General features: G+C 74.6%; 18 protein-coding genes and 2 pseudogenes. 9 read left to right on the top strand and 11 right to left on the bottom strand.

What is annotated here, in order from left to right; genetic code table 11:
- Positions 1-114: 114 nt before the first annotated feature.
- Together murC and msrB are read left to right on the top strand one after the other, a co-directional pair.
- Complete coding sequence (murC, locus tag ACZ5WK_RS13515) at positions 115-1,503, top strand: UDP-N-acetylmuramate--L-alanine ligase (protein WP_465547538.1); 1,389 nt, start codon at positions 115-117, stop codon at positions 1,501-1,503.
- Between the two features lie 27 nt (positions 1,504-1,530).
- Positions 1,531-1,941, top strand: a complete 411-nt coding sequence (msrB, locus tag ACZ5WK_RS13510) for a peptide-methionine (R)-S-oxide reductase MsrB (RefSeq protein ID WP_465547488.1) — start codon at positions 1,531-1,533, stop codon at positions 1,939-1,941.
- 48 nt (positions 1,942-1,989) lie between these two features.
- Here the strand turns inward: msrB and ACZ5WK_RS13505 are convergent, their stop codons facing one another.
- The 8 genes from ACZ5WK_RS13505 to ACZ5WK_RS13470 all read right to left on the bottom strand — a co-directional run bounded on the left by ACZ5WK_RS13505 (position 1,990) and on the right by ACZ5WK_RS13470 (position 9,896).
- The gene (locus ACZ5WK_RS13505) at positions 1,990-3,198 is read right to left on the bottom strand and encodes a cytochrome P450 (RefSeq protein WP_465547537.1); all 1,209 of its coding nucleotides are present in this window, start codon (positions 3,196-3,198) and stop codon (positions 1,990-1,992) included.
- A 128-nt stretch (positions 3,199-3,326) separates the two neighbouring features.
- Positions 3,327-3,887, bottom strand: a complete 561-nt coding sequence (locus ACZ5WK_RS13500) for a GTP-binding protein (RefSeq protein WP_465547536.1) — start codon at positions 3,885-3,887, stop codon at positions 3,327-3,329.
- Positions 3,888-4,023: 136 nt separating this feature from the next.
- Positions 4,024-4,386: a DUF742 domain-containing protein gene (locus tag ACZ5WK_RS13495; RefSeq protein WP_396320539.1), complete on the bottom strand. Its 363-nt coding sequence runs from the start codon at positions 4,384-4,386 to the stop codon at positions 4,024-4,026.
- On the bottom strand, positions 4,383-4,814 hold the full coding sequence (locus tag ACZ5WK_RS13490; protein WP_465547487.1) for a roadblock/LC7 domain-containing protein: 432 nt from the start codon (positions 4,812-4,814) through the stop codon (positions 4,383-4,385). The genes ACZ5WK_RS13495 and ACZ5WK_RS13490 overlap by 4 nt, the downstream gene beginning before the upstream one ends.
- Positions 4,811-6,730, bottom strand: a complete 1,920-nt coding sequence (locus ACZ5WK_RS13485; protein WP_465547486.1) for an ATP-binding protein — start codon at positions 6,728-6,730, stop codon at positions 4,811-4,813. Before ACZ5WK_RS13485 ends, ACZ5WK_RS13490 begins: the two co-directional genes overlap by 4 nt.
- Before the next feature lie 60 nt (positions 6,731-6,790).
- Positions 6,791-7,810, bottom strand: a complete 1,020-nt coding sequence (locus ACZ5WK_RS13480; RefSeq protein WP_465547485.1) for an MBL fold metallo-hydrolase — start codon at positions 7,808-7,810, stop codon at positions 6,791-6,793.
- Positions 7,811-8,038: 228 nt separating this feature from the next.
- On the bottom strand, positions 8,039-8,785 hold the full coding sequence (locus ACZ5WK_RS13475; protein WP_465547484.1) for a hypothetical protein: 747 nt from the start codon (positions 8,783-8,785) through the stop codon (positions 8,039-8,041).
- Between the two features lie 187 nt (positions 8,786-8,972).
- A complete protein-coding gene (locus tag ACZ5WK_RS13470; protein WP_465547483.1) occupies positions 8,973-9,896 on the bottom strand; it encodes a GNAT family N-acetyltransferase in 924 nt (307 codons plus the stop codon).
- 257 nt (positions 9,897-10,153) lie between these two features.
- Between ACZ5WK_RS13470 and ACZ5WK_RS13465 the strand changes: the two are divergent.
- The 3 genes and pseudogenes from ACZ5WK_RS13465 to ACZ5WK_RS13455 all read left to right on the top strand — a co-directional run bounded on the left by ACZ5WK_RS13465 (position 10,154) and on the right by ACZ5WK_RS13455 (position 13,476).
- Positions 10,154-11,501: pseudogene (locus tag ACZ5WK_RS13465) on the top strand (multinuclear nonheme iron-dependent oxidase).
- A 38-nt stretch (positions 11,502-11,539) separates the two neighbouring features.
- The gene (locus ACZ5WK_RS13460; protein WP_465547482.1) at positions 11,540-12,610 is read left to right on the top strand and encodes a TIGR04222 domain-containing membrane protein; all 1,071 of its coding nucleotides are present in this window, start codon (positions 11,540-11,542) and stop codon (positions 12,608-12,610) included.
- 86 nt (positions 12,611-12,696) lie between these two features.
- Positions 12,697-13,476: a TIGR04222 domain-containing membrane protein gene (locus ACZ5WK_RS13455; RefSeq protein ID WP_465547481.1), complete on the top strand. Its 780-nt coding sequence runs from the start codon at positions 12,697-12,699 to the stop codon at positions 13,474-13,476.
- A gap of 73 nt (positions 13,477-13,549) precedes the next feature.
- On the opposite strand, the gene hemQ is transcribed toward ACZ5WK_RS13455, so the two are convergent.
- Positions 13,550-14,275 (bottom strand): hydrogen peroxide-dependent heme synthase, encoded by a 726-nt coding sequence (gene hemQ, locus ACZ5WK_RS13450; protein WP_465547480.1) that lies wholly within the window; start codon positions 14,273-14,275, stop codon positions 13,550-13,552.
- A complete protein-coding gene (gene hemG, locus ACZ5WK_RS13445) occupies positions 14,272-15,708 on the bottom strand; it encodes a protoporphyrinogen oxidase (RefSeq protein ID WP_465547479.1) in 1,437 nt (478 codons plus the stop codon). Before hemG ends, hemQ begins: the two co-directional genes overlap by 4 nt.
- Positions 15,709-15,981: 273 nt before the next feature.
- On the opposite strand from hemG, the pseudogene ACZ5WK_RS13440 reads away from it, so the two are divergent.
- Positions 15,982-16,167, top strand: a pseudogene (locus ACZ5WK_RS13440) (2-thiouracil desulfurase family protein); the annotation flags it as partial.
- A 180-nt stretch (positions 16,168-16,347) separates the two neighbouring features.
- On the top strand, positions 16,348-17,418 hold the full coding sequence (locus ACZ5WK_RS13435; protein WP_465547478.1) for a DUF4349 domain-containing protein: 1,071 nt from the start codon (positions 16,348-16,350) through the stop codon (positions 17,416-17,418).
- Between the two features lie 63 nt (positions 17,419-17,481).
- Here the strand turns inward: ACZ5WK_RS13435 and hemE are convergent, their stop codons facing one another.
- On the bottom strand, positions 17,482-18,495 hold the full coding sequence (hemE, locus tag ACZ5WK_RS13430; protein ID WP_465547535.1) for a uroporphyrinogen decarboxylase: 1,014 nt from the start codon (positions 18,493-18,495) through the stop codon (positions 17,482-17,484).
- 247 nt (positions 18,496-18,742) lie between these two features.
- Here hemE and ACZ5WK_RS13425 point away from each other — a divergent pair, with 247 nt between their 5' ends.
- Together ACZ5WK_RS13425 and ACZ5WK_RS13420 are read left to right on the top strand one after the other, a co-directional pair.
- Positions 18,743-19,405 (top strand): DUF3000 domain-containing protein, encoded by a 663-nt coding sequence (locus tag ACZ5WK_RS13425; protein ID WP_465547477.1) that lies wholly within the window; start codon positions 18,743-18,745, stop codon positions 19,403-19,405.
- Positions 19,406-19,726: 321 nt separating this feature from the next.
- Positions 19,727-20,443 carry a LuxR C-terminal-related transcriptional regulator gene (locus ACZ5WK_RS13420; protein ID WP_405361588.1) on the top strand — a complete coding sequence of 239 codons (717 nt, stop codon included), beginning with the start codon at positions 19,727-19,729 and terminating at the stop codon, positions 20,441-20,443.
- Positions 20,444-20,590 lie beyond the last annotated feature (147 nt).

The following is a 20,590-nucleotide window of genomic DNA, read 5'->3' as shown; positions in this document are numbered from 1 at the left end:
CAGAATCGTCCTTGCGGCCCGTCCGCGAGGACGATTCGCACGTCCGACCCCGCTGTCCCCCTGTTCCTGACCCCGCCCGTACGGAGCCCCGCCTTGAACGACGCCGCGCACGACCTGCACGCCCCGCACTTCATCGGCATCGGCGGCGCCGGGATGTCCGGCCTGGCGAAGATCCTCGCGGTCCGCGGCGCCGGGGTCTCCGGCAGCGACTCCAAGGAGTCCGAGACCGTCCTGGCACTGCGCGCGCTCGGTGCCGTCGTGCACATCGGCCACGCCGCCGAGAACCTGCCCGAGGGCGTCAGCAGCGTCGTCGTCTCCAGCGCGATCCGCGCCGACAACCCGGAGCTGGCCGCCGCCCGCGAGCGCGGCATCCCCGTCGTCCACCGCTCCGACGCGCTGGCCGCGCTGATGGGCGGCCGCCGGGCGCTGGCCGTGGCCGGCACCCACGGCAAGACCACCACCACCAGCATGCTCGCCGTCGCCCTCGGCGAGCTGGGCCTCGACCCCTCGTACGCGATCGGCGGCGACCTCGACGCGCCCGGCTCCAACGCCCACCACGGCACCGGCGAGATCTTCGTCGCCGAGGCCGACGAGAGCGACCGCAGCTTCCACAAGTACGCGCCCGAGGTGGCGATCGTGCTCAACGTGGAGCTGGACCACCACGCCAACTACGCCTCGATCGACGAGATCTACGAGTCCTTCGAGACCTTCGTCGGCCGGATCACCCCCGGCGGCACCCTGGTCGTCTCCGCCGACCACTCCGGTGCGCGCGAGCTGACCTCCCGGGTGGCCGGCCGCGAGGGCCTGAACGTCGTCACCGTCGGCGCCGCCGAGGACGCCGACGTCCGCGTCCTGTCGGTGGTCGCCCGCGGCATGACCAGCGAGGTCACCGTCCTGCTGGACGGCGACGAGCTCGCCTTCACCGTCTCGGTCCCCGGCCGGCACTACGCCCACAACGCGGTCGCCGCGCTGGCCGCCGGCGTGGCGCTCGGCGTCCCGGCCGCCGACCTCGCCAAGGCGCTCGGCGCCTACACCGGCGTGCGGCGCCGGCTCCAGCTCAAGGGCGAGGCGGGCGGCGTCCAGGTGATCGACTCCTACGCCCACCACCCGACCGAGATGACCGCCGACCTGGAGGCGATCCGCGAGGGACTGGAGGGCGCGGGCCGGGTGCTGGTGGTCTTCCAGCCGCACCTGTTCAGCCGCACCCAGCAGCTCGCCGAGGAGATGGGCCAGGCGCTCGCCCTCGCCGACGCCTCCGTCGTCCTCGACATCTACCCGGCCCGCGAGGACCCGATCCCCGGCGTCACCAGCGAGCTGATCATCGACGCGGCCAAGCGGGCCGGTGCCGACGTCACCGCCGAGCACGCCTTCGACGCCGCCCCCGCCCTGCTGGCCGGCCTGGCCCGCCCGGGCGACCTGCTGCTGACGATGGGCGCGGGGGACGTCACCAACCTCGGGCCGGAAATCCTCGGGCACCTCGCGAACGTTGCCACCAACGTCTGAGTCCACCGCCTCCGGGAGTGCGCTGTCATGAGCTACGAGATCGAGAAGACCGACGCCGAGTGGCGCGCCCAGCTCACGCCGGAGGAGTACCACGTCCTCCGCGAGGCGGGCACCGAGCGCCCCTTCACCGGTGAGTACACCGACACCAAGACGGTCGGCGTCTACAGCTGCCGGGCCTGCGGCACCGAGCTGTTCAGCTCGGAGACCAAGTTCGACAGCCACTGCGGCTGGCCGTCCTACTACGCGCCGCTCGCCGGGGACCGCGTCCAGTACATCGAGGACACCACGCTCGGCATGCGCCGCGTCGAGGTGCGGTGCGCGACGTGCGGCGGGCACCTCGGGCACGTCTTCGAGGGCGAGGGCTACGGGACGCCGACGGACCAGCGCTACTGCATCAACAGCATCTCGCTGACGCTGAAGCCGGCCGAGGAGGCCTGACCCGGCGTGCCGGAGGCCCGGGAACCGTTCGGTTCCCGGGCCTCCGCGCTACCCGGGGACCGGCTGGAAGCGGACCGGGAGGTGGACCAGGGCGCGGTGGAAGGGGCCCGGGCGCCAGAGCAGGTGCTCGGCCGGGGTGGCGAGTTCGAGGTCGCTGAGGCGGCTGGTCAGCTGCTCGATGGCGGTGATCGCGATCAGCAGCGCGGGGTCGCGGGCCGGGCAGGCGTGCGGGCCCGCGGACCAGGCCAGGTGGGCGGAGTGGCCGCTGCCCAGCTCGGTGCCGTCGATGGGCGGCGCGGCCTGGGAGTTGGCGGCCGCGTAGGAGACCAGCACCAGCGAACCGGCCGGGATCTCGCGGCCGTGGAAGGTGACGTCGTAGCGCGGGTAGTGGGCGGAGAGGTTGGCCAGCGGCGGCTCGTGCCAGAGCGCCTCGTCGATCGCCTGGTGCGCGGTCATCGCACCGCCGAACAGCGAACCGGCGTAGCGGGCGTCGGTGAGCAGCCGCAGCAGGGCGTTGGCGATCAGGTTGGCGGTCGGCTCGTGCCCGGCGATCATCGTGAGGGTGATCTGCCGGACCACCTCGTCGTCGTCCAGCCCGGCCGGGTGGGTGAGGAACCACGAGGTCAGGTCGTGCCGGGGCCGCACGCGGCGGTCGGCGACCATCTCGGTGACCACCGAGACGAGGTGCAGGTAGGCGGCGACCGACTTCTCGGTGGACTCGATCATGTCCGCGATACCGGCCACCAGCCGGGCGCTGTGCTCCTCCGGCACGCCGTACCAGGTGTTGAAGACGGCCACCGGCAGCCGGCGCGCGTACTCGGAGATCAGGTCGGCCGAGCCCGTGGCCGCGAAGGCGTCGATCAGCTGGTGCGCGACCTCGGCGATGCGGCGCTGCAGCAGGTGCGGTTCGAGCAGGGCGAGCCCGTCGGTGATCACCTGACGGTAGCGGGCGTGCTCGGCGCCGTCGGCGAAGAAGGCGGTGGGGCGGTAGCCGAGCATCGGCAGCAGCGGGGAGTCCGGCGGGACGGTCTGCTGCCAGGGCCTGGGGTCCTTGGAGAAGGTGTCGGTGTCGCGGAGCAGGTCCAGCGCGGCCTGGTAGTCGGTGACCAGCAGGGCCTCGACGCCGGGGGCGAGCTCCACCGGGGCGACGGGGCCGTAGCGGCGCAGCCGGTCGTAGACGAGCTGCGGGTCGGCGGCGAACGCCGGGCCGTGGATCGGGACGGGGCCGCTGTCGGCGGGCGCGGTTGCGGCGCGCACGGGGCCGGTGCCGGTGGCGCGCACGGCGGTGGCGGTGACAGTGGCGGCGCCGGTGACGGTGGTGCCGGTGGTGCCGGTGGTGCCGGTGCTGCCGGTGGTGTCGGTGCTGCTGGTGGTGTCGGTGCTGGTCACGGCTGCTCCGGGGCGGCGTCGGGGGCTGCGGGCAGGCCGTGCAGGACGTGCTCGGCCAGCGCGATCAGCGCGTCCAGGCTGGCGCCGCGGTCGCGGGCGTCGCAGAGCACCAGCGGGGTTTCGGCGTGCAGGTCGAGGTGGGCCCGGAGCACCTCGACGGGGTGTGCGGGCGCGTCGGGGAAGCGGTTGACGGCGACCGCGTACGGCAGGCCCTGCTCCTCGACCATGTCCATGATCTCGAAGGAGTCGGCCAGCCTGCGGGTGTCGGCCAGGACGAGGGCGCCGACGGCGCCGCGGGCGATGTCCTGCCAGAGCGGGAAGAAGCGGCGCTGGCCGGGGGTGCCGAACATGTAGAGCACCACCTGGCCGGGCAGGGTGAGGCGGCCGAAGTCCACCGCCACCGTGGTGGTGGCCTTGCCGGGCGGCAGCGCGGTGCTGTCGACGGGGGCCCCGGTCTCGGTCATCGCCTCCTCCGTGTGGAGGGTCGGGATCTCCGAGAGGGTGCGGATGAGCGTCGTCTTGCCGACGCCGAACGGGCCGGCGACGACCAGCTTCATCAGCGTCTGGTCCCGGTCGGGCAGGTAGCCCACGCGGCCCGTCCGGGACCGGCTGTCTGCCTGGCCGCCGACGGGGCCACCGGGGCTGCCGGCCAGGGTGCCGGAGCCGCCGACCGGGCCGGCGGGGCCCCCGGCGCTACCGGAGTGTGCGGAGTCCAACGAGGAGCCTCTCGACGATGGAGCGGTCGGTCTGCTGGGCGCGGGGGATCGGGGCGCGGGCGCGCAGACAGCCCGCCTCGACCAGGTCGGCCGCGAGGAAGACGGTGGCGCTGACTGGGAGCCTCAGGTGGGCGGCGGCCTCCACCACGGTCAGTGCGCCGGGTTGCAGCAGCTCCCAGAGCCGCCGGTGCTCGCCCTCCAGGTCCTGCAGGGCCGGTGGCGGTTCGGCGCCGGTGGCGTGCAGCACGGTGAGCCGCTCGAAGCCCTCGGTGCCGGGGCGGGTCCGGCCTCCGGTGGCCAGGTAGGCGGGGACCATCCGCCTGCGGGGTACGGCGGTCATGACCGGGCGCTGGCGTCCTGCCGCCTGGCCGGGCTCGCCAGGGCGTGGCCCAGGGCGGCGACCTGGACCTGCATCTGGTAGGCCACGTTGCCGAGTTGGGCCTCCGAGGTGGTGAACACGGCCAGCGAGGTGTTCTCCCCGGCCGGGACGACGATGGCGAAGCCCAGGTCGGACTCGACCACGGTCTGCGCCAGCTGCGGGTGCTCGGTGTCGGTGAACGCGGTGGTGAACGCGCGGGCGGCGGCGTGCACGGTGGCCGTCATCGCGGCGACCCGCTCGGCGGAGGCGCGGCCGAGGCCGTCCGAGGCGCCCTCGACGAGGCCGTCACCGGTCGCGATGACCGCGTGCAGGACGCCCGGCAGCTCGAGTAACGGGGTCAGCACCCACGAGATCTCATCGGTGGCGGTAGGGCTGGGCGTACTGCTCACTGCTCGGCTCCTTCGGAGGGCTGGGCGGGGCGGTGGCCGGTCGGGCCCGGGCGGGCGGCCCCGGGGCCGGTGCGGTCGGCGGTGCGGTCGGCGGTGCGGTCGGCGGTGCCGGCGGCGGGGGCCGGGCCGTCGGCACGCTCGGCGTCCGGGTGCGGGGCGTCCGCATGCGGGGTGTCCGGGTGCGGGACGTCCGTGTGAGGGGTGTCTGCGTCCGGCTGCGGGGCGGCCGGGTGCCCGCCGTCGGAGACCGCCGCCCGGGCGACGGCGGCCCGTCCGGAGCCGGTGCCCTGTTGCAGCGCCTGCCAGCGGGCGGCGGCCTCTTCGGGGGTCCGGCCGGCCGGGCCGGTGAGCGTGTCGTCCGGCGCGCCCTCGACGGCCCCGCCGGCCCGGGCGCCGGCCGGCTGCTGGGCGAGCGGCTGGCGCCTGCGCCGGCTGGGCAGGCCGCTGCCGTCGGACGGCACGTCGTGCACCGGCGGCACCACGTGCATGGCCGGCACGGCGTGCCGAGGCGGCAGGTCGTGCCGAGGCGGCACGTCGTGCCCGGTCCGGTCACCGGGCTCGGCGCGCGGCGCCGGCACCACCTGGACGGTCGGCGCGGGGGCCGGCCCCGTCCCGGCGCGCAGCGGCAGCGGGGTGAGCACCGAGAGCTGCTGTTCCCCGTCCACCACGGTCAGGAGCCCGGCCGGGATCCGCACGATGGTCCGCATGCCCCCATACGGCGAGGGCTCGATGTGGCAGGCGAAGCCATACTGACGGGCCAGCTTGCCGGCCACCGCGAAGCCGGTCTTCGGCGGGTTGCCCAGCTCGGTGAGCAGCACCTCGGGCGGGCCGGCCAGCAGCCGGCGGGCGCGGCGCAGCTGGTCCTCCTCCATGCCGATGCCGCTGTCGTCGATGATCACCAGCGCCCCGCGGCCGCCCTGCTGGACGGTGACCGGGACGTCGGTCTCCGGGTGCGAGTACGCGGTGGCGTTGGCGAGCAGCTCGGCGATGGTGATGGCGAGCGGCTCGGCGGCCCGGGCGGCCACGGCCAGCCGGTTCTCCCGCAGGTGGTTGGCCACCTTGATCCGGGCGTAGCCGGGCACCCGGGAGAGCGCGCCGAGCACCACCTCGGCCAGCGGCGAGTCCGTCCGGGCCAGGCCGGGCCAGGCCTCGCAGAGCACGGCGATGGTCTGGATCCGGCGCAGCGCGACCTCGTTGCGGAAGTCGAGCTCCAGCAGCCGGGGGTCGTCGTTGTCGTGCTGGAGCTGCTGGACCAGGCTCTGGATCTGGTACAGCAGGGTCTGGATCTTGGAGGTGGCTCCGCGCATCGCGGCCCGGGCGGCGGCGTCGACCCGCTCGCGCTCGTCGGTGACGGCGGTGGTCGCGGCGTCCAGGACGGCCTGGAGCACCCGCACGGCCTCGGGTCCGACGGCCTGCGGGTCCAGCGCGCCGTCGGCGGGCGCGTTGGGGTGGATGAGCCGCAGCGCGGCGGCGCTCACCCGCTCGGCGGCGAGGTGGCCGACCTCGGCCAGCAGGGCACGGACCCGCTCGTCGGCCTCCGCGGCCCGCCGGACGGCCTCGGCGGTGCGGTCCTCGGCCGCGCGGGCGTGCAGGTCGGCCTCGGCCGCGCGGTGCTCCGCCTCGGCGGTGCGCTGGTCCGCCTCGCGGGCCCGGCCCTCCGCGGCCAGCGCCCGGGTCTCGGTGCGCTGTACCTCCTCGGTGGCCCGGCGGGTGACCGCCTGCGCCTCGCGCAGCTGCTGTTCGCCGCGGGCCAGCCGGCCGTCGGCGGCGCGGGCACGTTCCTCGCCGTGGGCGGCGGCCGTCTCGGCGGCGGCGGCCCGGGCGAGCGCACGGGTCCGTAGGCGGGCCAGGACACCGGCAGCCGCGAGCGCGGCGACCGCGAGCACTGCCAGGGCGAGCAGCGCGATCTGCATCATCGAAGTCCTCGGACGTCCTCGTACGAAGGGGGCTGGGGGCGGATCGGCGCGGGCGCCGGGTCAGGCGGGGGCGGGGGCGTCCTGCCGGGGCCGCGGCGGGCGGCCGGCGTCCTCGTCCAGCTCCTTGGCCACCAGGGCGACCTGGCTCATCGCCTCCAGGACGTTCGGCACCTCGCTGCCGTCCAGGTGCCGGTACTCGGCGGCGACGGTGAGCACCAGCCGCTCGGGCAGGCCGAGTTCGGAATGGCGCTGCTCGGCGATGATCCGCCGGGCGGCGTCCAGCGCGGGTATCCCGGCGGTGTGCAGCGCGTGGGCGCGCTCGCGGACGTGGGCGAGGTAGGCGATGTGGTCCCGGACCCCGGCGCGGTCCAGCACCGGGCCGTGGCCGGGGACGAAGATCTCGGCGCCGGTGGCCAGCGCCTGTTCGCAGGCGCCGACGATGTTCTCCAGCGGGCCGGCCCAGTGCGAGGGGTGGTCGCCGGGCTGCTCGGGCGTCGAGCCGAAGATCACGTCACCGGTGAACACCGCGCGCTGGTGCGGCAGGTGGACGATCAGGTCACCGCCGGTGTGCGCGGACGGCAGCGCGGTGATCTGCACGGGGTACTCCCCCACCCGGAGCTCCAGCTCGCCGCTGAAGACGGTGTGCGGGTGGACGGGCTCGGTCGCCGACCAGTCGAACTGGCCGAAGTGGCGCCGGAGGTAGCCGCCGAGCAGCGACCCCGGGTCGCTGCCCGAGACCAGCGCGTGCTGCTGCTTCGGCGTCGGCTCGTAGTGGATGTGGCCCAGCGCCTCGCGGGTGGCGATCACCTCGGCGTCCGGGAGCACGCCCGCGCCCCAGAGGTGGTCCCCGTTGGCGTGGGTGACGACGACCCGGTCGACGGTCACGCCGTCGGCCAGCCGCTGCCGGCTCTCCGCGAGGAACTCCGCGGCGAGGGACGGGTCGTAGGGCGTGTCGATCCAGAGCGCGGTCCTCGGCGAGGCCAGCAGCCCGCAGTTGGCCAGCCCCCAGCCGCGCTTGGGCGGAAGCCACACGTACAGGTCCTCGGCAATCGCGCTCACGTTCGCGCGGCTGGTCGTCATGTGCGCGATTATGCCGATGATGTGACAGGTGTGGAGCAAAACCCCTGCGATTCAAGCCATTTCCCGCCCCGGAGCGCCCCGACCTGTCCGACTTCGCACCGGCACGGTCCTGGGCCGATTCGCCTCGAGGCGGGACGGGGCGGCCGGCGAAGCAGGGGGCCTGCCGGGCCCGCCGGCCGGCGAAGCAGGAGGCCGGTCATCCTCGCGCCGCGCCCGCACGGCTCTCCGTCACGCCGCCGGCAGGATCCGGCAGACCTCCACCGTCACGTCCACGGTGTCGAGGCCGATGACCCGCCCCTCCACCGCGGCGAATCCTTTCTCCCCGCTGCGGAACAGCGCCGCCAGCGGCGACTTCCGGCCCGCGGCCGCCAGCGCCTCCACCGCCATCGCCGAGCCGAAGGCGAAGACCCCGCACACCACGATGCACGGCGCGTGCCGGGAGGTGCGGGTCACGAAGACGAAGCCGTGGTCCCGGATCAGTTCGTCCGCGGCGTTGTACTGCGTCTCGAAGGTCATCCCGCCCCACCGGGCCCGGGCCGCCTCCGGGTACTCGATGCAGAAGTCCGGGAACGCGGCGCCGAGCACGGTCGCCGAGTACGGGTTGACGCTCGGGCCGCCGATCGAGAACGTCGGCATCCTCGGGTCCTGCGAACCGGCCGCGACCAGTTCGATCGTCGCCTTCCGGTTGACCTTCCGCAGCAGGTCGATGAGTTGGGCGATCGCCCGCGCCTCGGCCATCGGCATGAAGAGGACGTTCTTCGGCCCCCGGCTGGTCAGCCGTCGGCCGTCCTTGGCGAAGGCGAACTCCGCCACCTCGATGCTGGGGGTGATGATCTGCACCCGGCTGTACGGCGCCAGCAGCGCACGGAGGAAGCCGTAGCGGAGAAAGAGCCGGGCCCGCGCGAGGGAACGGGCCGCGAGAAAACCGATCACAGCCGGTACGAACCCGACCAGGACCTGAAGCAGGATCTCCATACCATCCCCCGCACGGAAGACTCGGGCACGAACTGTCTGCCGTGAGGTGATGCCCCGTAGAACACCAGGAACTCCCGGCACTGCAGTCCACCCGGCGCCCACGGCGGGAAATGCGCCCAGTTCACTCCTTCGAGTGAGGCCGCGCCGCGCCCTCCCGTTCCCGCCCGTCGGCCGGACGCTGCGCCGCTCAGCCGTCCAGCCGCTTGACGAACTTCCGCTCGCTCGCGCAGCGCTCGTACCCGAGCCACTCGTTGATCGCGAGCATAGGCGCGTTGGCCGCGTCGTTGCTGGTGTACGCCCGCCGGTAGCCGGCCGCCTGTGCCCGGCGCAGCGACTCCAGCTTGGCGAGCTTGGTCAGGCCCCGCCCCCGGAAGTCCCGCCGGCAGGCCGAGAACGCCGACCAGTAGCGGTCCGCGCCGTCCGTCTGCACCGCGCTGAACGCGACCGGCTCGCCGTCGAGGACGGCGACGACGGTCAGCTCGCGGTCCAAGTCCGGCCGGGCCCAGGCTCCGTTGAGGAACTCCTCGTAGTCGGCGGCGTCCATCTCGACCTCGCCCGGCTCGTCGCGGACCGCGTCCGCCTCGACGACGAAGATCGGGTACGGGTTGTCCACCCACTCGCTCGCCGGGCGCAGTTCGACACCGGCCGGCAGCGCGGGGGCCGCCGGGAGCGGGAGCGAGAGGTCACGGCCGGCGAAGTGGGCCGTCCGCCCGGCGGTGAAGCCCCGGTTCGCGGCGAACTGCAGGGAGCCCGGCTCCTCGTCCACCCAGCTGTGCACCTCGGCGACGCCGTGCTCGGCCAGGTGCGCCTCGGCGGCGGCCAGCAGCGCGGTGAACGCGCCCCGCCGCCGGTACGCGGGCAGGATGCTGCCGTTGGCGTAGCCGACTCCCCTGGTCGTCGTACCGGTGACCAGGCCGCAGCGCAGTGCACCGGCCACCCGGCCGTCGACCTCGGCGACGAAGGTCCGGTGGTGCTGCCCGGGCGGGAAGTTGGCGTCCATCCACCGGAACACCTCCGGGGTGAGCACCAGGTGCTCACGGCCCGCGCTGTGGGCGGCGGCCGCGGCCTCGGCGTCGGCGGGGCGGAAGTCACGGATCGTCAGTGTGTTCATAGGTGCGTCACGGTAGCTCCCCGCAACGGTGGTTCGCCTCCGTATTTCCGCCCCCACCTGCGGGTCCGTGCTCCGGAGGGACCAAGGTCCCTCACCACGGGGCCGGCAAGCTCAAATAATGCTCTGAGAAGACCGGGTGAGGCTTGGCAGTCGCCGCTCCCGGGGACATCCTCAGCAGAACAGCCCGGTCCGGCCCTGCCGACGACGTCCGCGCCGACCGAAGGCTCCCCGCCCAGCCCTCCGAAGGGGGCGCACCGATGACCTCCCCTGCCCTGAAAGCGCCCGTGAAGGGCACCGCGCCCGCCGGGGGCGACCTCGCCGCCCGGGGCGGCGGCACCCGGGCCACCACGCTCGGCGTGGGCCTCGGCTGGCGCAGCGAGATCGACGTCGTGGTCGAGCGCCAGCCGGGCCTGGACTGGGTCGAGGTGGTCGCGGAGAACGTCTGCGCCGGCCACCTGCCCGAGTCGCTGCGGATCCTGCGGGCGCGCGGCGTCACCGTGATCCCGCACGGCGTCTCGCTGGGCCTGGGCGGTGCCGACCGGCCCGACCCGGCCCGGCTCGGCAGGCTCGCCGAGGCCGCCGGCGCGCTCGGCTCACCGCTGGTCACCGAGCACCTGGCGTTCGTCCGGGCCGGCGGCCTGGAGGCCGGGCACCTGCTGCCGGTACCGCGCTCGCGAGACGCGTTGAAGGTGATCGCCGAGAACATCCGGATCGCGCAGGACCAGCTGCCGGTGCCGCTGGCGCTGGAGAACATCGCCGCCCAGCTGGCCTGGCCGGACGACGAGCTGACCGAGGGTCAGTTCCTCGCCGAACTGGTCGAACGCACCGGCGTCCGGCTGCTGATCGACGTCGCCAACCTGCACACCAACCGGGTCAACCTCGGCGTGGACCCGGCCGCCGAACTGGACCGCCTGCCGCTGGAGGCCCTCGCCTACGTCCACGTGGCGGGCGGGCAGCTGGTGGACGGCGTCTGGCACGACACCCACGCCCACCCCGTCACCGAGCCGGTGCTGGAGGTGCTGGCCGAGCTGTGCGCGCGGGTCGCACCGCCCGGCGTCCTGCTGGAGCGGGACGCCGACTTCCCGCCGCCCGCCGAACTGGCCGCCGAACTGGACGCCATCCGGCGCGTGCTGGACGGGGCCCGGCGCGATGGCTGACCGGTCCGAGCCCGTGGAGCCCGACGCCGCCCGCGCCCGGCTGGCCCGGCGCCAGGAGGAGCTGCTGGCCGCCCTGGTGGCCGGCGGGCCGGTACCGCCCGGCTTCGACCCGGCCCAGGTCCGCGCCCAGTCCGCCGGCCTGGCCGCCAAGCGCCGGGACACCGCCGCCAAGGTGGCGCCGGAGCTGCGCCGGCTGCTCGGCCGGCAGTACGGACCGCTCTTCCTCGCCTACGCGGGCACCCGCCCGCAGACCGGCGGCTACCGCGCCGACGCCCGGGCCTTCGCCGCCTGGGCGCTGGACAACGACCCGCCCCGGGACGGCACCGGGCTCGGCCCGGACGAGCGCCGGGCCCTGGAGCAGTGGCTCCGCGGCCCCGCCCCGGAGCAGCCGCCCGGCCCGCTCACCCGCCTGCGCCGGGCCTTGCTGCCCGCCCGCCGGCCCCACTGACCTTCTCTCCGCCCATTCACCACCCGGGGGAACCGCCCATGTGGCACAACTCGTACTTCCTCGTCCCTGCCGTCCTGCTGGTCGCCGCCGCGCTCTACGCGTCGCAGACCAAGCAGCTGGTCAAGAAGGTCCCGCACGCCAAGGGCCTGCCCGGCCGCGGGCTGCCGCTGCTGGACACCGCGTTCCTCTCCGGCGGTCCCGGCCGGGTCTTCGACACCGCGTTCGTCCGGATGCACCAGGCGGGCCGGGCCGTCGTCAACCGGGCCGGCCTGGTCACGCTGACCTCCGAGCAGCCGTACGACGCCGTCGACCTGGCGATCATCGAGGCCGGCGGACCGGGCAGGCAGCGGGAGCTCGCCGGGCTACGCCGTGACGTGATGCGCTCGCCCGCCGTCCAGGAGCTGGGCGACAAGCTCGCCGACCGCGGGCTGATGCGCAACCCCGTCCGGCTGCACCGGGCCAGGGTGGCGCGCCGGCTGCTCTGGCTCGCCCTGCCGGCCGTGGTGCTGAGCACCGTCCTCGCCTACGTCCTCGACAACGGCGACGCGGACGCGGACCGTCCGGCGATCTGGATCCCGCTGGTGCTGCTGGCCGTCTGGCTGGTCTCGATGATCGTGACCTGGCCGCTCAAGGGCCGGGTCACCCCGGCCGGACGCCGCCAGCTCGCCCTGATGACCACCGGCAGCCCGTGGAAGCCCGGTGCCGGCCTGGCAGCCGGGTCGACCGGCGGCGCGCTGCTCGGCGCGGTCGCGCTCAGCGGGCTGGCCGCGTCCGGGCTGGCCGACGCGGAGCTGCAGGAGGCGATGCTCGCCGCAGCCGCGGCCGAGCAGGCCAGGGCGGCGGTCGGCGCGTCCTCGTACTCCTCGTCCTCGTCGTCCTCGTCCGGCTCCTCCTGCAGCTCCGCGGCCACCTGGTGCGGCGGGTCCTCCGACTCCGGCTCCTCCGGTTCTAGCTGCGGCAGCAGCAGCTGCGGCTCGTCCTCCGGCAGCTGCGGCTCGTCCTCGTCCTCCGGCTGCGGCTCCTCCTCCAGCAGCTGCGGGTCCTCGTCCTCCTCCAGCTGCGGCTCGTCGTCGTCCAGCTGCGGCGGCGGCAGCTCCTGCGGGTCCTGAGGCCCACCGGCCTCCCGAGTCACAGTTCGGTATCGCGGTCCGGGAATCCGTTCCGCCCAGTGTGAAGGCGGGTCTACAACAAGCCCATGTGGTTGCTCTTCCTGATACCGGCCTGCGCCGCCGCGGTGCTCTCCTGCATCCGGCTGGTCCGGATGACCGCCACCGCCGACGCGCTCGCCGGCCAGGAGGGGCCCCGGCCGCCCGAGGCGGTCGGGATCGGCCTGTACGAGACGGCGTACCTCGCGGGCGGCCCGGACCGGGTGGTCGAACTGGCCCTCGTCCTGATGGCCTCCCGCGGCCGGCTGCACCTCGCCCACACCGGCTGGACCACGGTGGTGGACCCCAAGGGCCGCAGCCGGCTGGAGCGGGCCGTCATCGCCGCCGCCGGCCCGGACGGCCAGTGCCGCACGGACGACCTGCGCCGGGCGATGGCCGCCCACCCCACCGTCCTGGAGATCGGCAGCCGGCTCGCCCTGGCCGGCCTGGCCACCCCCGCGCCGGTCCAGCAGCAGACCGTCCTGGTGATCCGCCAGGTCCGGCAGGCACTGCTGCTCTCCCTGGTGCTGATGGCCGCCGCCGTCGCCGTCGGCGGCATCTCGGACGGTGACGCGCTCGCGCCGCTCGCCTGGTTCTCGCTCCCGCTGGTGCTCACCTCGGGCACGCTGCTGATGGCCCGGGTCGACGTCTACCCCTACACCCGCTGGGCCTCCCCGGTCGGCCAGGAGGTGCTCCGCGAGGTCCGGCCGCCCCGCCAGCACGGCCTCACCGACGACGACGAGCGCGAACTCCTCACCGCCGTCGCCATGATCGGCCCCGCCGCCGTCCCCGACCCCCGCCTCCGCGCGGCCCTGCGCCACCGGCACTGACGGTGCCACCGGAACACACGCAGGGCCGGCTCCCCGTCCGGGGAGCCGGCCCTGCGGAAGATCGGACCGTCGCTCAGACCAGGCCGTTGAGGAGCTCGCTCACCGGCTTGCGGCGGCCGGTGAAGAACGGCACCTCCTCGCGGACGTGCAGCCGGGCGCGGGACGGGCGCAGGTCGCGCATCAGGTCCACGATCCGGTGCAGCTCGTCCGCCTCGAAGGCGAGCAGCCACTCGTAGTCGCCGAGCGCGAACGAGGCCACCGTGTTGGCCCGCACGTCCGGGTAGCCGCGCGCCATCTGGCCGTGCTCGGCGAGCATCGCGCGCCGCTCGGCGTCCGGCAGCAGGTACCACTCGTAGGAGCGGACGAACGGGTACACGCAGACGTAGTCGCGCGGGCGCTCGTCGGCGAGGAACGCCGGGATGTGCGACTTGTTGAACTCGGCCGGGCGGTGCAGCGCCATGTTCGACCAGACCGGCTCCAGCTCGCGGCCCAGGCCGGTGCGGCGGAAGCGGTTGTACGCCTCCTGGAGGTCGTCCGAGTCCTCCGCGTGCCACCAGACCAGGATGTCGGCGTCCGCGCGCAGACCGGACACGTCGTAGGTGCCGCGCACCGTGACGTCCTTCGCGGCGAGCTGCGCGAACAGCTCGTCCACCTCGGCGGCCAGGGCGGTGCGGTCCTCGGGCAGCGCGCCCTTGAGCTTGAACACCGACCACATGGTGTAGCGGATGACCTGGTTCAGGTCGCGCGCCTTCTTCTTCTCGGGCTGCTGCTCCGGCTGCTGCTCAACGGTCTCAGTCATGCGCCCATTGTCCTCTCCGTGACGTTCTCCCCGGTCGGCGGGGTCAACACTTTGTCGAGCGCGGCGACGGCCGCCCGTGCACTCGCGATGCACGCCGGAATGCCCACCCCGTCGTACACGGCCCCGCAGAGCGCCAGCCCGCCCACCCGGCCGGCCGCCGCCCGGATCCGCGCCACCCGGTCGAGGTGGCCCACCGGGTACTGCGGCAGGCCGGCCCGCCACCGGGTGACGGCCGTGTCGTACGGCCGGGCGGTCAGGCCGATCGCCTCGCACAGGTCTTCCAGCGACTGCGCCACCAGTTCCTCGTCCGCCAGCTCCAGCGGCTGCTCCTCGCGCAGCCGCCCCAGCGAGGTCCGCAGCACGAAGGTCTCGGGGGCCGAACGCTCCAGCCAGCCCCACTTGTTGGACGAGAAGGTGGACGCCTTGATCCGGCGGCCGTCCACCGGCGGCACCAGGAAGCCGCTGCCGGCCGGCGGCTCCGGCAGATCGGTGCGCCGGAACGCCAGGGTCACCAGCGCCATCCCCGCGTACTCCACGGTGTCCAGCTCGGCGGCGGCCCCCGGCGCCTCGGTGCGCAGCAGCCGGGCGGCGACGGGCGCGGGCACGGCCAGCACCACGGCGTCCGCCTCCAGGGTCCCGCCGTCGCCGGTCACCACCCGCCAGCCCCCGGCGGTGCGGTGCAGCTCGGCGACGGCGGTGCGGGTGCGCAGCTCGACGCCGGCCTTCGCGCAGGCCGCGGCAACCGCCTCGGGCAGGGTGCCGATACCGCCGCGCAGGCCCTGGAAGACGGGCGTGGAGACGGTCTGCGGCCGGGTGGCCAGCTCGTGCACGCCCTCGACCAGCGAGCCGCCGCCACGGGCGATCGACAGCAGCTGCGGCACCGCGGCGCGCAGCGAGATCTCGTCCGCGTGCCCGGCGTAGACGCCGCCCAGCAGCGGCTCCACCAGCCGGTCCACCACCTCGCGGCCCAGCCGGTCGGCGACGTACCGGCCGATCGCGACGTCGTCCGCGACGCCCTCGCCGGCTCCCTCGTGCCGGGCCCGTTCCAGCCCCTCGGCGGTGAGCACCCCGGCCTTGGCGAGCGCCTCCAGGTCACCCGGGACGCCCATCACCTGGCCGCCCGGCAGCGGCCGCAGCGCGCCGCGCGTCCAGATCGCGGCCTTGGCGGTGGTCGGCGGCTCCAGCTCCGCGCCCAGCCCGACGGCCCGCGCCAGCTCGACCGCCTCCGGCCGCCGGGCCAGCATCGACTCGGCCCCCAGGTCCACCCGGACCCCGCCGACCTCCCCGCCCAGCAGCTTCCCGCCGAGCCGCTCCGACGCCTCCAGCAGCGTCACCCGCGCCTTCGCGGGCTCCCCCGCCGCCCCACCGAGAAACGCGGCCGCGGCCAGCCCCGCGATACCCCCGCCGATCACCACGACCTGTGCTTGCGCCATGCCCCGCAGTCTCGCAGGTCCTTACACCGTTGCCGCAATCCGCCCGCTTCGACCGATGCGGCGCAGGTACGAGCGCGTCGAGGCCGATGTCCACGGGGAACGGAACGGGCCGCTCCAACCGGCCCCGGAAGATCCCGGCGGCGACGTAGGCGGCGGTGGGCTCGTCCAACGCGTAGACGTGCACCACCGGTCGTGCGTCCTCGTCCTCGGTCACCCGGTCATGCGGAATCCCGGCCTCGGCGTACTTGCACACCTTGACGATGCGGTCCCGGTCTGCGGGGGCGGACTGCACGGAGGAGTTCCTGGACGGGGCGCGGCCGGCGCCGGCCACCGCCGAGGCGGCCGGGGTGCGACGGGCCCCTGCTGATGGCGCGCAGTCCGTCGTGCGGGTGCGGTCGGATCTACGACGGCGGCTTCGGCGGGCGGCTGCGCGCCGGCGACGGGGTGACGGCGGCGTTGCTGCGGCGCGGCGGGCATCGAGATGACGGCGGGGCAGGCCGGGCAGCGCCTTGTCCGGGCCGCTGCCGAGCCGTGATCGAGTTGCGATCTCCGGGGCGGGTCCGATCCGGCGATTCCGCCGTCCCATGGTCGTGGCATCCCGATCCGGGTGCCGCACAGGGGACTTGGGGAGGATCGATCGTGGTGCGAGGACGGCGCGGAGCAGGGCGCAGAGCGGGGGCGGCGGCGGTGGTGGTCGCCGCCGTGGTGCTGGTCGGGGGGTGCGGCGCCGGCGGCGCCGAGCGCGGTGCGGACAGTGCGGCGGCGGCCAAGCGGGACGCGGCCGCCCCGGCGGCGGGTGCGCCCGCGGTGGGCGCGGCCCCCGCCCAGCCTTCGGCCGCCGAGAAGCCGGGCGGCGCGCCGGCGACCGGCGGAGCGGGGCAGCCGGGCGCCGTCCCGGTGGCCGACACCAGGCTGATCGCCTACACGGCGCAGCTGTCGCTGCGGAGCAAGGACGTGCCCGGGGTGCTGGCGAAGGCGCGCGAGCTGGCGTCCTCGGCCGGGGGCTACGTCGGCGCGGAGACGGTGACCGGCGGGGGCGACGAGAACGCCGGGCAGAGCGGCCAGATCACCGTCAAGGTGCCGTCGGCGGCCTTCCCGCAGACGCTGGACCAGCTCGCCGCGCTCGGCGAGGTGCTGTCGCGCAGGAGCCAGGCGGACGACCTGACCCAGCAGGTGGCGGACGTGTCGAGCCGGGTGCAGACCCAGCAGGCGAGCGTGGACCGGGTGCGGGCGCTGATGGCGCAGGCGAAGTCGCTGGGCGAGATCACCAGCCTGGAGAGCGAGTTGAGCCGGCGCGAGGCGGATCTGGAGTCGCTGCAGAAGCAGCTGAAGGAGCTGTCGGCGCGGACGTCGCTCTCGACCGTCACGCTGGACGTGCGGCGGGAGCCGAAGCCCGTCGACGACCGGCCAGACGCCCGGGAGAAGAAGGACGAGGGCTTCTGGGGGTCGGTCGGCTCCGCGCTGGGCGGCGGCTGGGACGTGCTGGTCGCGGTCGTGCGCGCGGTCGCCGTGGCGATCGCGGCGGTGACGCCGTTCCTGCTGGTGCTCGCCCCGGCGGGGCTGGTGTTCCGGCTGGTCCTGCGGCGCCGGACCGCCGGGCCCGGTACCCCGGTGCCGCCGATGCCCGTCCGTCCGCCCTCCCGGCGGCAGGGCGGCGAGGAGCAGTCCGAGGATCAGGAGCAGGCCGGCCGGGAGGTGCAGGACGACTGACCGGACAGGCGGCGGGCCCCCTTCCGCCCGGAAGGGGGCCCGCCGCGAAGTCCTGCGCCGGGGTCAGCGCGCGCTGGCCTCGTGCACGAACGCGACCAGCCGGCTGAGCGCGTCCGGGTCCATGCTGGGCAGCACACCGTGGCCGAGGTTGAAGATGTGGCCGCTGCTGCCGAGCGCCTGGGCGGCGTGCAGCACCTCGCGGGCCTTGGTCTCGACGGCCTTGGTGGGCGCGAAGAGCACCGCCGGGTCGAGGTTGCCCTGCAGCCCCTTGCCGGGGCCGACCCGCTCGGCGGCGACGTTCAGCGGCACCCGCCAGTCGACGCCCACGATGTCCGCGCCGGCCTGGCCCATCAGGCCGAGCAGCTCGCCGGTGCCGACGCCGAAGTGGATGCGCGGCACGCCGTAGCCGGCGACCGCGTCGAAGACCTTGGTGCTGGCCGGCATCACCGAGCGGCGGTAGTCGTCGGGGGCGAGCGATCCGACCCAGGAGTCGAAGAGCTGGACGGCGGAGGCGCCGGCCTCGATCTGCACCTTGAGGAAGGCCGAGGTGATGTCGGCGAGGCGGTCGACGAGGGCGGCCCACAGCTCGGGCTGCCCGTACATCATGGCCTTGGTGTTCTCGTGGTTCTTGGACGGGCCGCCCTCGACCAGGTAGCTGGCGAGCGTGTAGGGGGCGCCGGCGAAGCCGATCAGCGGGGTGGAGCCGAGCTCGTCGACGAGCAGGCCGACCGCCTCGGTGATGTAGGGGACGTCGTCGGGCTCCAGCGGGCGGAGCCGCTTGAGGTCCTCGGCGGTGCGGATCGGGTCGGCGATCACCGGGCCGATGCCGGGCTTGATGTCGACGTCGATGCCGATGGCCTTGAGCGGCACCACGATGTCGCTGAAGAAGATCGCCGCGTCCACCTTGTGCCGGCGCACCGGCTGGAGGGTGATCTCCTTGACCAGCTCGGGCCGCATGCAGGACTCCAGCATGGGGATGCCCTCGCGGACCTTCAGGTACTCGGGCAGCGAGCGGCCCGCCTGGCGCATGAACCACACCGGGGTGTGCGGCACCGGCTCGTGCCGGCACGCGCGCAGGAAGGCGGAGTCGTGCGCGGCCCCGCGGCGCGCGGGGGACTGCTGACCGGGGGTGGTACCAGCCTGGGTGGCTGCCGTGGTGTCTGCCGTAGTCTCGCTCACGGTTCAAATCTTCGCACGCGCTCCGGACCGGACTCCCCGGGCGGGCTCGTCGGTTCCTCCAAGATCTGGCCGGTTTGCCGTCCCGGCACGCCGCGCAGGCAGAAGTTACGGCGATTACCCAGGTTTTCGACCTAGTCTTCGGGTCATGGCAGCGGTCGGCGGGCACCCCGCACAGGGTGGCGGAACAGGTGGCGGAACGAATCGGGAGGCGGCGCCGAGTGAGTTCCGTGCCGCGGTCGAGGCCCTGACAGGGGCGCGGCTGCGCCCCGAGCTCGAACTCTCCCCCGCCCCGGCGCCGCGCCGGCTCGCCCCGCACGCCTTCGCGCTGACCGCCTCGGTGGAGGTGGACGGCGAGGAGCTGGCCGACGGCCGGCTGGTGCTGCTGTACGACCCGGCCGGGCAGGAGGCCTGGAACGGGGACTTCCGCGTGGTGACGATGACCCGGGCGGAGCTGGAGCCCGAGATGGCCGGCGACCCGATGCTCTCGGAGGTCGGCTGGGCCTGGCTGCTGGACGCCCTGCAGACGCACGGCGCCGGGTACGCGGAGCCGTCCGGGACGGTGACCAGGTGCGCCTCGCAGTACTTCGGCGCGCTGGCGGACCGCGCGTCGTCCACCGAGATCGAGATCCGGGCGTCCTGGACGCCGGCCGACGGCCGCTTCGAGCGGCACCTCGCGGCCTGGGGGGACCTGCTCTGCATCAGCGCCGGCCTGCCGCCGGCCGCTCCGGCGCCGCAGCCGCCGGCCGACGTCCCGTCACTCGGTGGGGTGGTCCCGATGCCCGCCCGCCGACGCCCGCGCTCGCACTGACGAGTGGTGTCCGGGCCGGTCGGCCCCGGCGGGCCCGGCGCCACCCCCAGGACTGACGGAGTGTGACTTCGGATCCGCTCTGCGTCAATTAACCGGTCGAAACGGACCGATCTGCGCTGGATCTGATCGATTTTGTGCGATTTCAAGGCATGTCGCAATCAGTCACCTGCGCGATTTGTCCGTATTGTTACTCACTAGATCGTGATCTTTCGCTAAAGCCGGGCACGGTTGCTGCCGAAGCAGACTGTGACCCTTTCCAAACGCGGAACACTCCGACCGCCCCCATCGGGGTTCCGTCCGCCACTCCCCGCAGGAGGCCTGGTGTCGGTCCTTCTTGAGCACCCCGCAAACGTGGTCGCCTACCGGCCGACCAAGCCCACCGCCATGGTGGTCATCGCCGATCCCCGTGTCCGAAACACCGTCACCCGGCACCTCTGGGCGCTTGGCGTCCGCGACGTGATCGAGGTGTCCTCGATCGCCGAGGCCCGCCCCCGGGTCTCCACCCCGCGCGACATCTGCGTCGCCGACGTCCACCTCCCGGACGGCTCCGGGCTGACCATCCTGGCCGAGACCCGCGCCGCGGGCTGGCCCAACGGCCTGGCCCTCTCGGCCGCCGACGACATCGGCGCGGTCCGCAGCGCGCTGGCCGGCGGCGTCAAGGGCTACGTGGTCACCGGGACCAGGACCAACGTCGCCATGCCGGGCCGACCCGGCCTGCCGATCGGCGCCGGCGGCCTGGCCGGCCGGATGCGCCGTCCCGGCATGCCGGGCGTGCCGGGTGCGGCCGGTGCGCCGGGCGCCCCCGGGGCCCCCGGTGCGCCGGGCACGCAGCAGGCCGCGTACCGGGAGCTCTCCGGCCGCGAGGTCGAGGTGCTGCGCCTGGTCGCCGAGGGCCAGTCCAACAAGGCGATCGGCGTCGCGATGGGCCTCTCCGCGCTCACCGTGAAGAGCCACCTCGCCCGGATCGCCCGCAAGCTGGGCACCGGCGACCGGGCCGGCATGGTCGCGGTCGCCCTGCGCACCGGCATCATCCACTGACCTGTCGGTGCGACCGCTGCGGCGGTCCTGGAGGAACGTTCCTCCAGGACCGCCGCAGCCCATTCCCGCCCCTTACCCACACGAGCGATCCCCCCCCCCAAGCGGACGCGACACAAGAAAGGAACCCCCCCTAAACGCCCCCCGAGT

Source organism: Kitasatospora sp. NPDC032757, from assembly GCF_055579305.1.
The sequence above is the reverse complement of the archived record's forward strand: the minus strand, read 5'-3'. Positions and strand labels throughout refer to the sequence as shown.

Coding starts and splice junctions, on each gene's coding strand:
- ACZ5WK_RS13425 (WP_465547477.1), top strand. CDS start 18,743: ATGGCAGCGGTCGGCGGGCACCCCGCACAGGGTGGCGGAACAGGTGGC.
- hemG (WP_465547479.1), bottom strand. CDS start 15,708: ATGGCGCAAGCACAGGTCGTGGTGATCGGCGGGGGTATCGCGGGGCTG.
- ACZ5WK_RS13460 (WP_465547482.1), top strand. CDS start 11,540: ATGTGGCACAACTCGTACTTCCTCGTCCCTGCCGTCCTGCTGGTCGCC.
- ACZ5WK_RS13475 (WP_465547484.1), bottom strand. CDS start 8,785: ATGGAGATCCTGCTTCAGGTCCTGGTCGGGTTCGTACCGGCTGTGATC.
- ACZ5WK_RS13470 (WP_465547483.1), bottom strand. CDS start 9,896: ATGAACACACTGACGATCCGTGACTTCCGCCCCGCCGACGCCGAGGCC.
- ACZ5WK_RS13500 (WP_465547536.1), bottom strand. CDS start 3,887: ATGAAGCTGGTCGTCGCCGGCCCGTTCGGCGTCGGCAAGACGACGCTC.
- msrB (WP_465547488.1), top strand. CDS start 1,531: ATGAGCTACGAGATCGAGAAGACCGACGCCGAGTGGCGCGCCCAGCTC.
- ACZ5WK_RS13455 (WP_465547481.1), top strand. CDS start 12,697: ATGTGGTTGCTCTTCCTGATACCGGCCTGCGCCGCCGCGGTGCTCTCC.
- ACZ5WK_RS13480 (WP_465547485.1), bottom strand. CDS start 7,810: ATGACGACCAGCCGCGCGAACGTGAGCGCGATTGCCGAGGACCTGTAC.
- ACZ5WK_RS13495 (WP_396320539.1), bottom strand. CDS start 4,386: ATGACCGCCGTACCCCGCAGGCGGATGGTCCCCGCCTACCTGGCCACC.
- hemQ (WP_465547480.1), bottom strand. CDS start 14,275: ATGACTGAGACCGTTGAGCAGCAGCCGGAGCAGCAGCCCGAGAAGAAG.
- ACZ5WK_RS13485 (WP_465547486.1), bottom strand. CDS start 6,730: ATGATGCAGATCGCGCTGCTCGCCCTGGCAGTGCTCGCGGTCGCCGCG.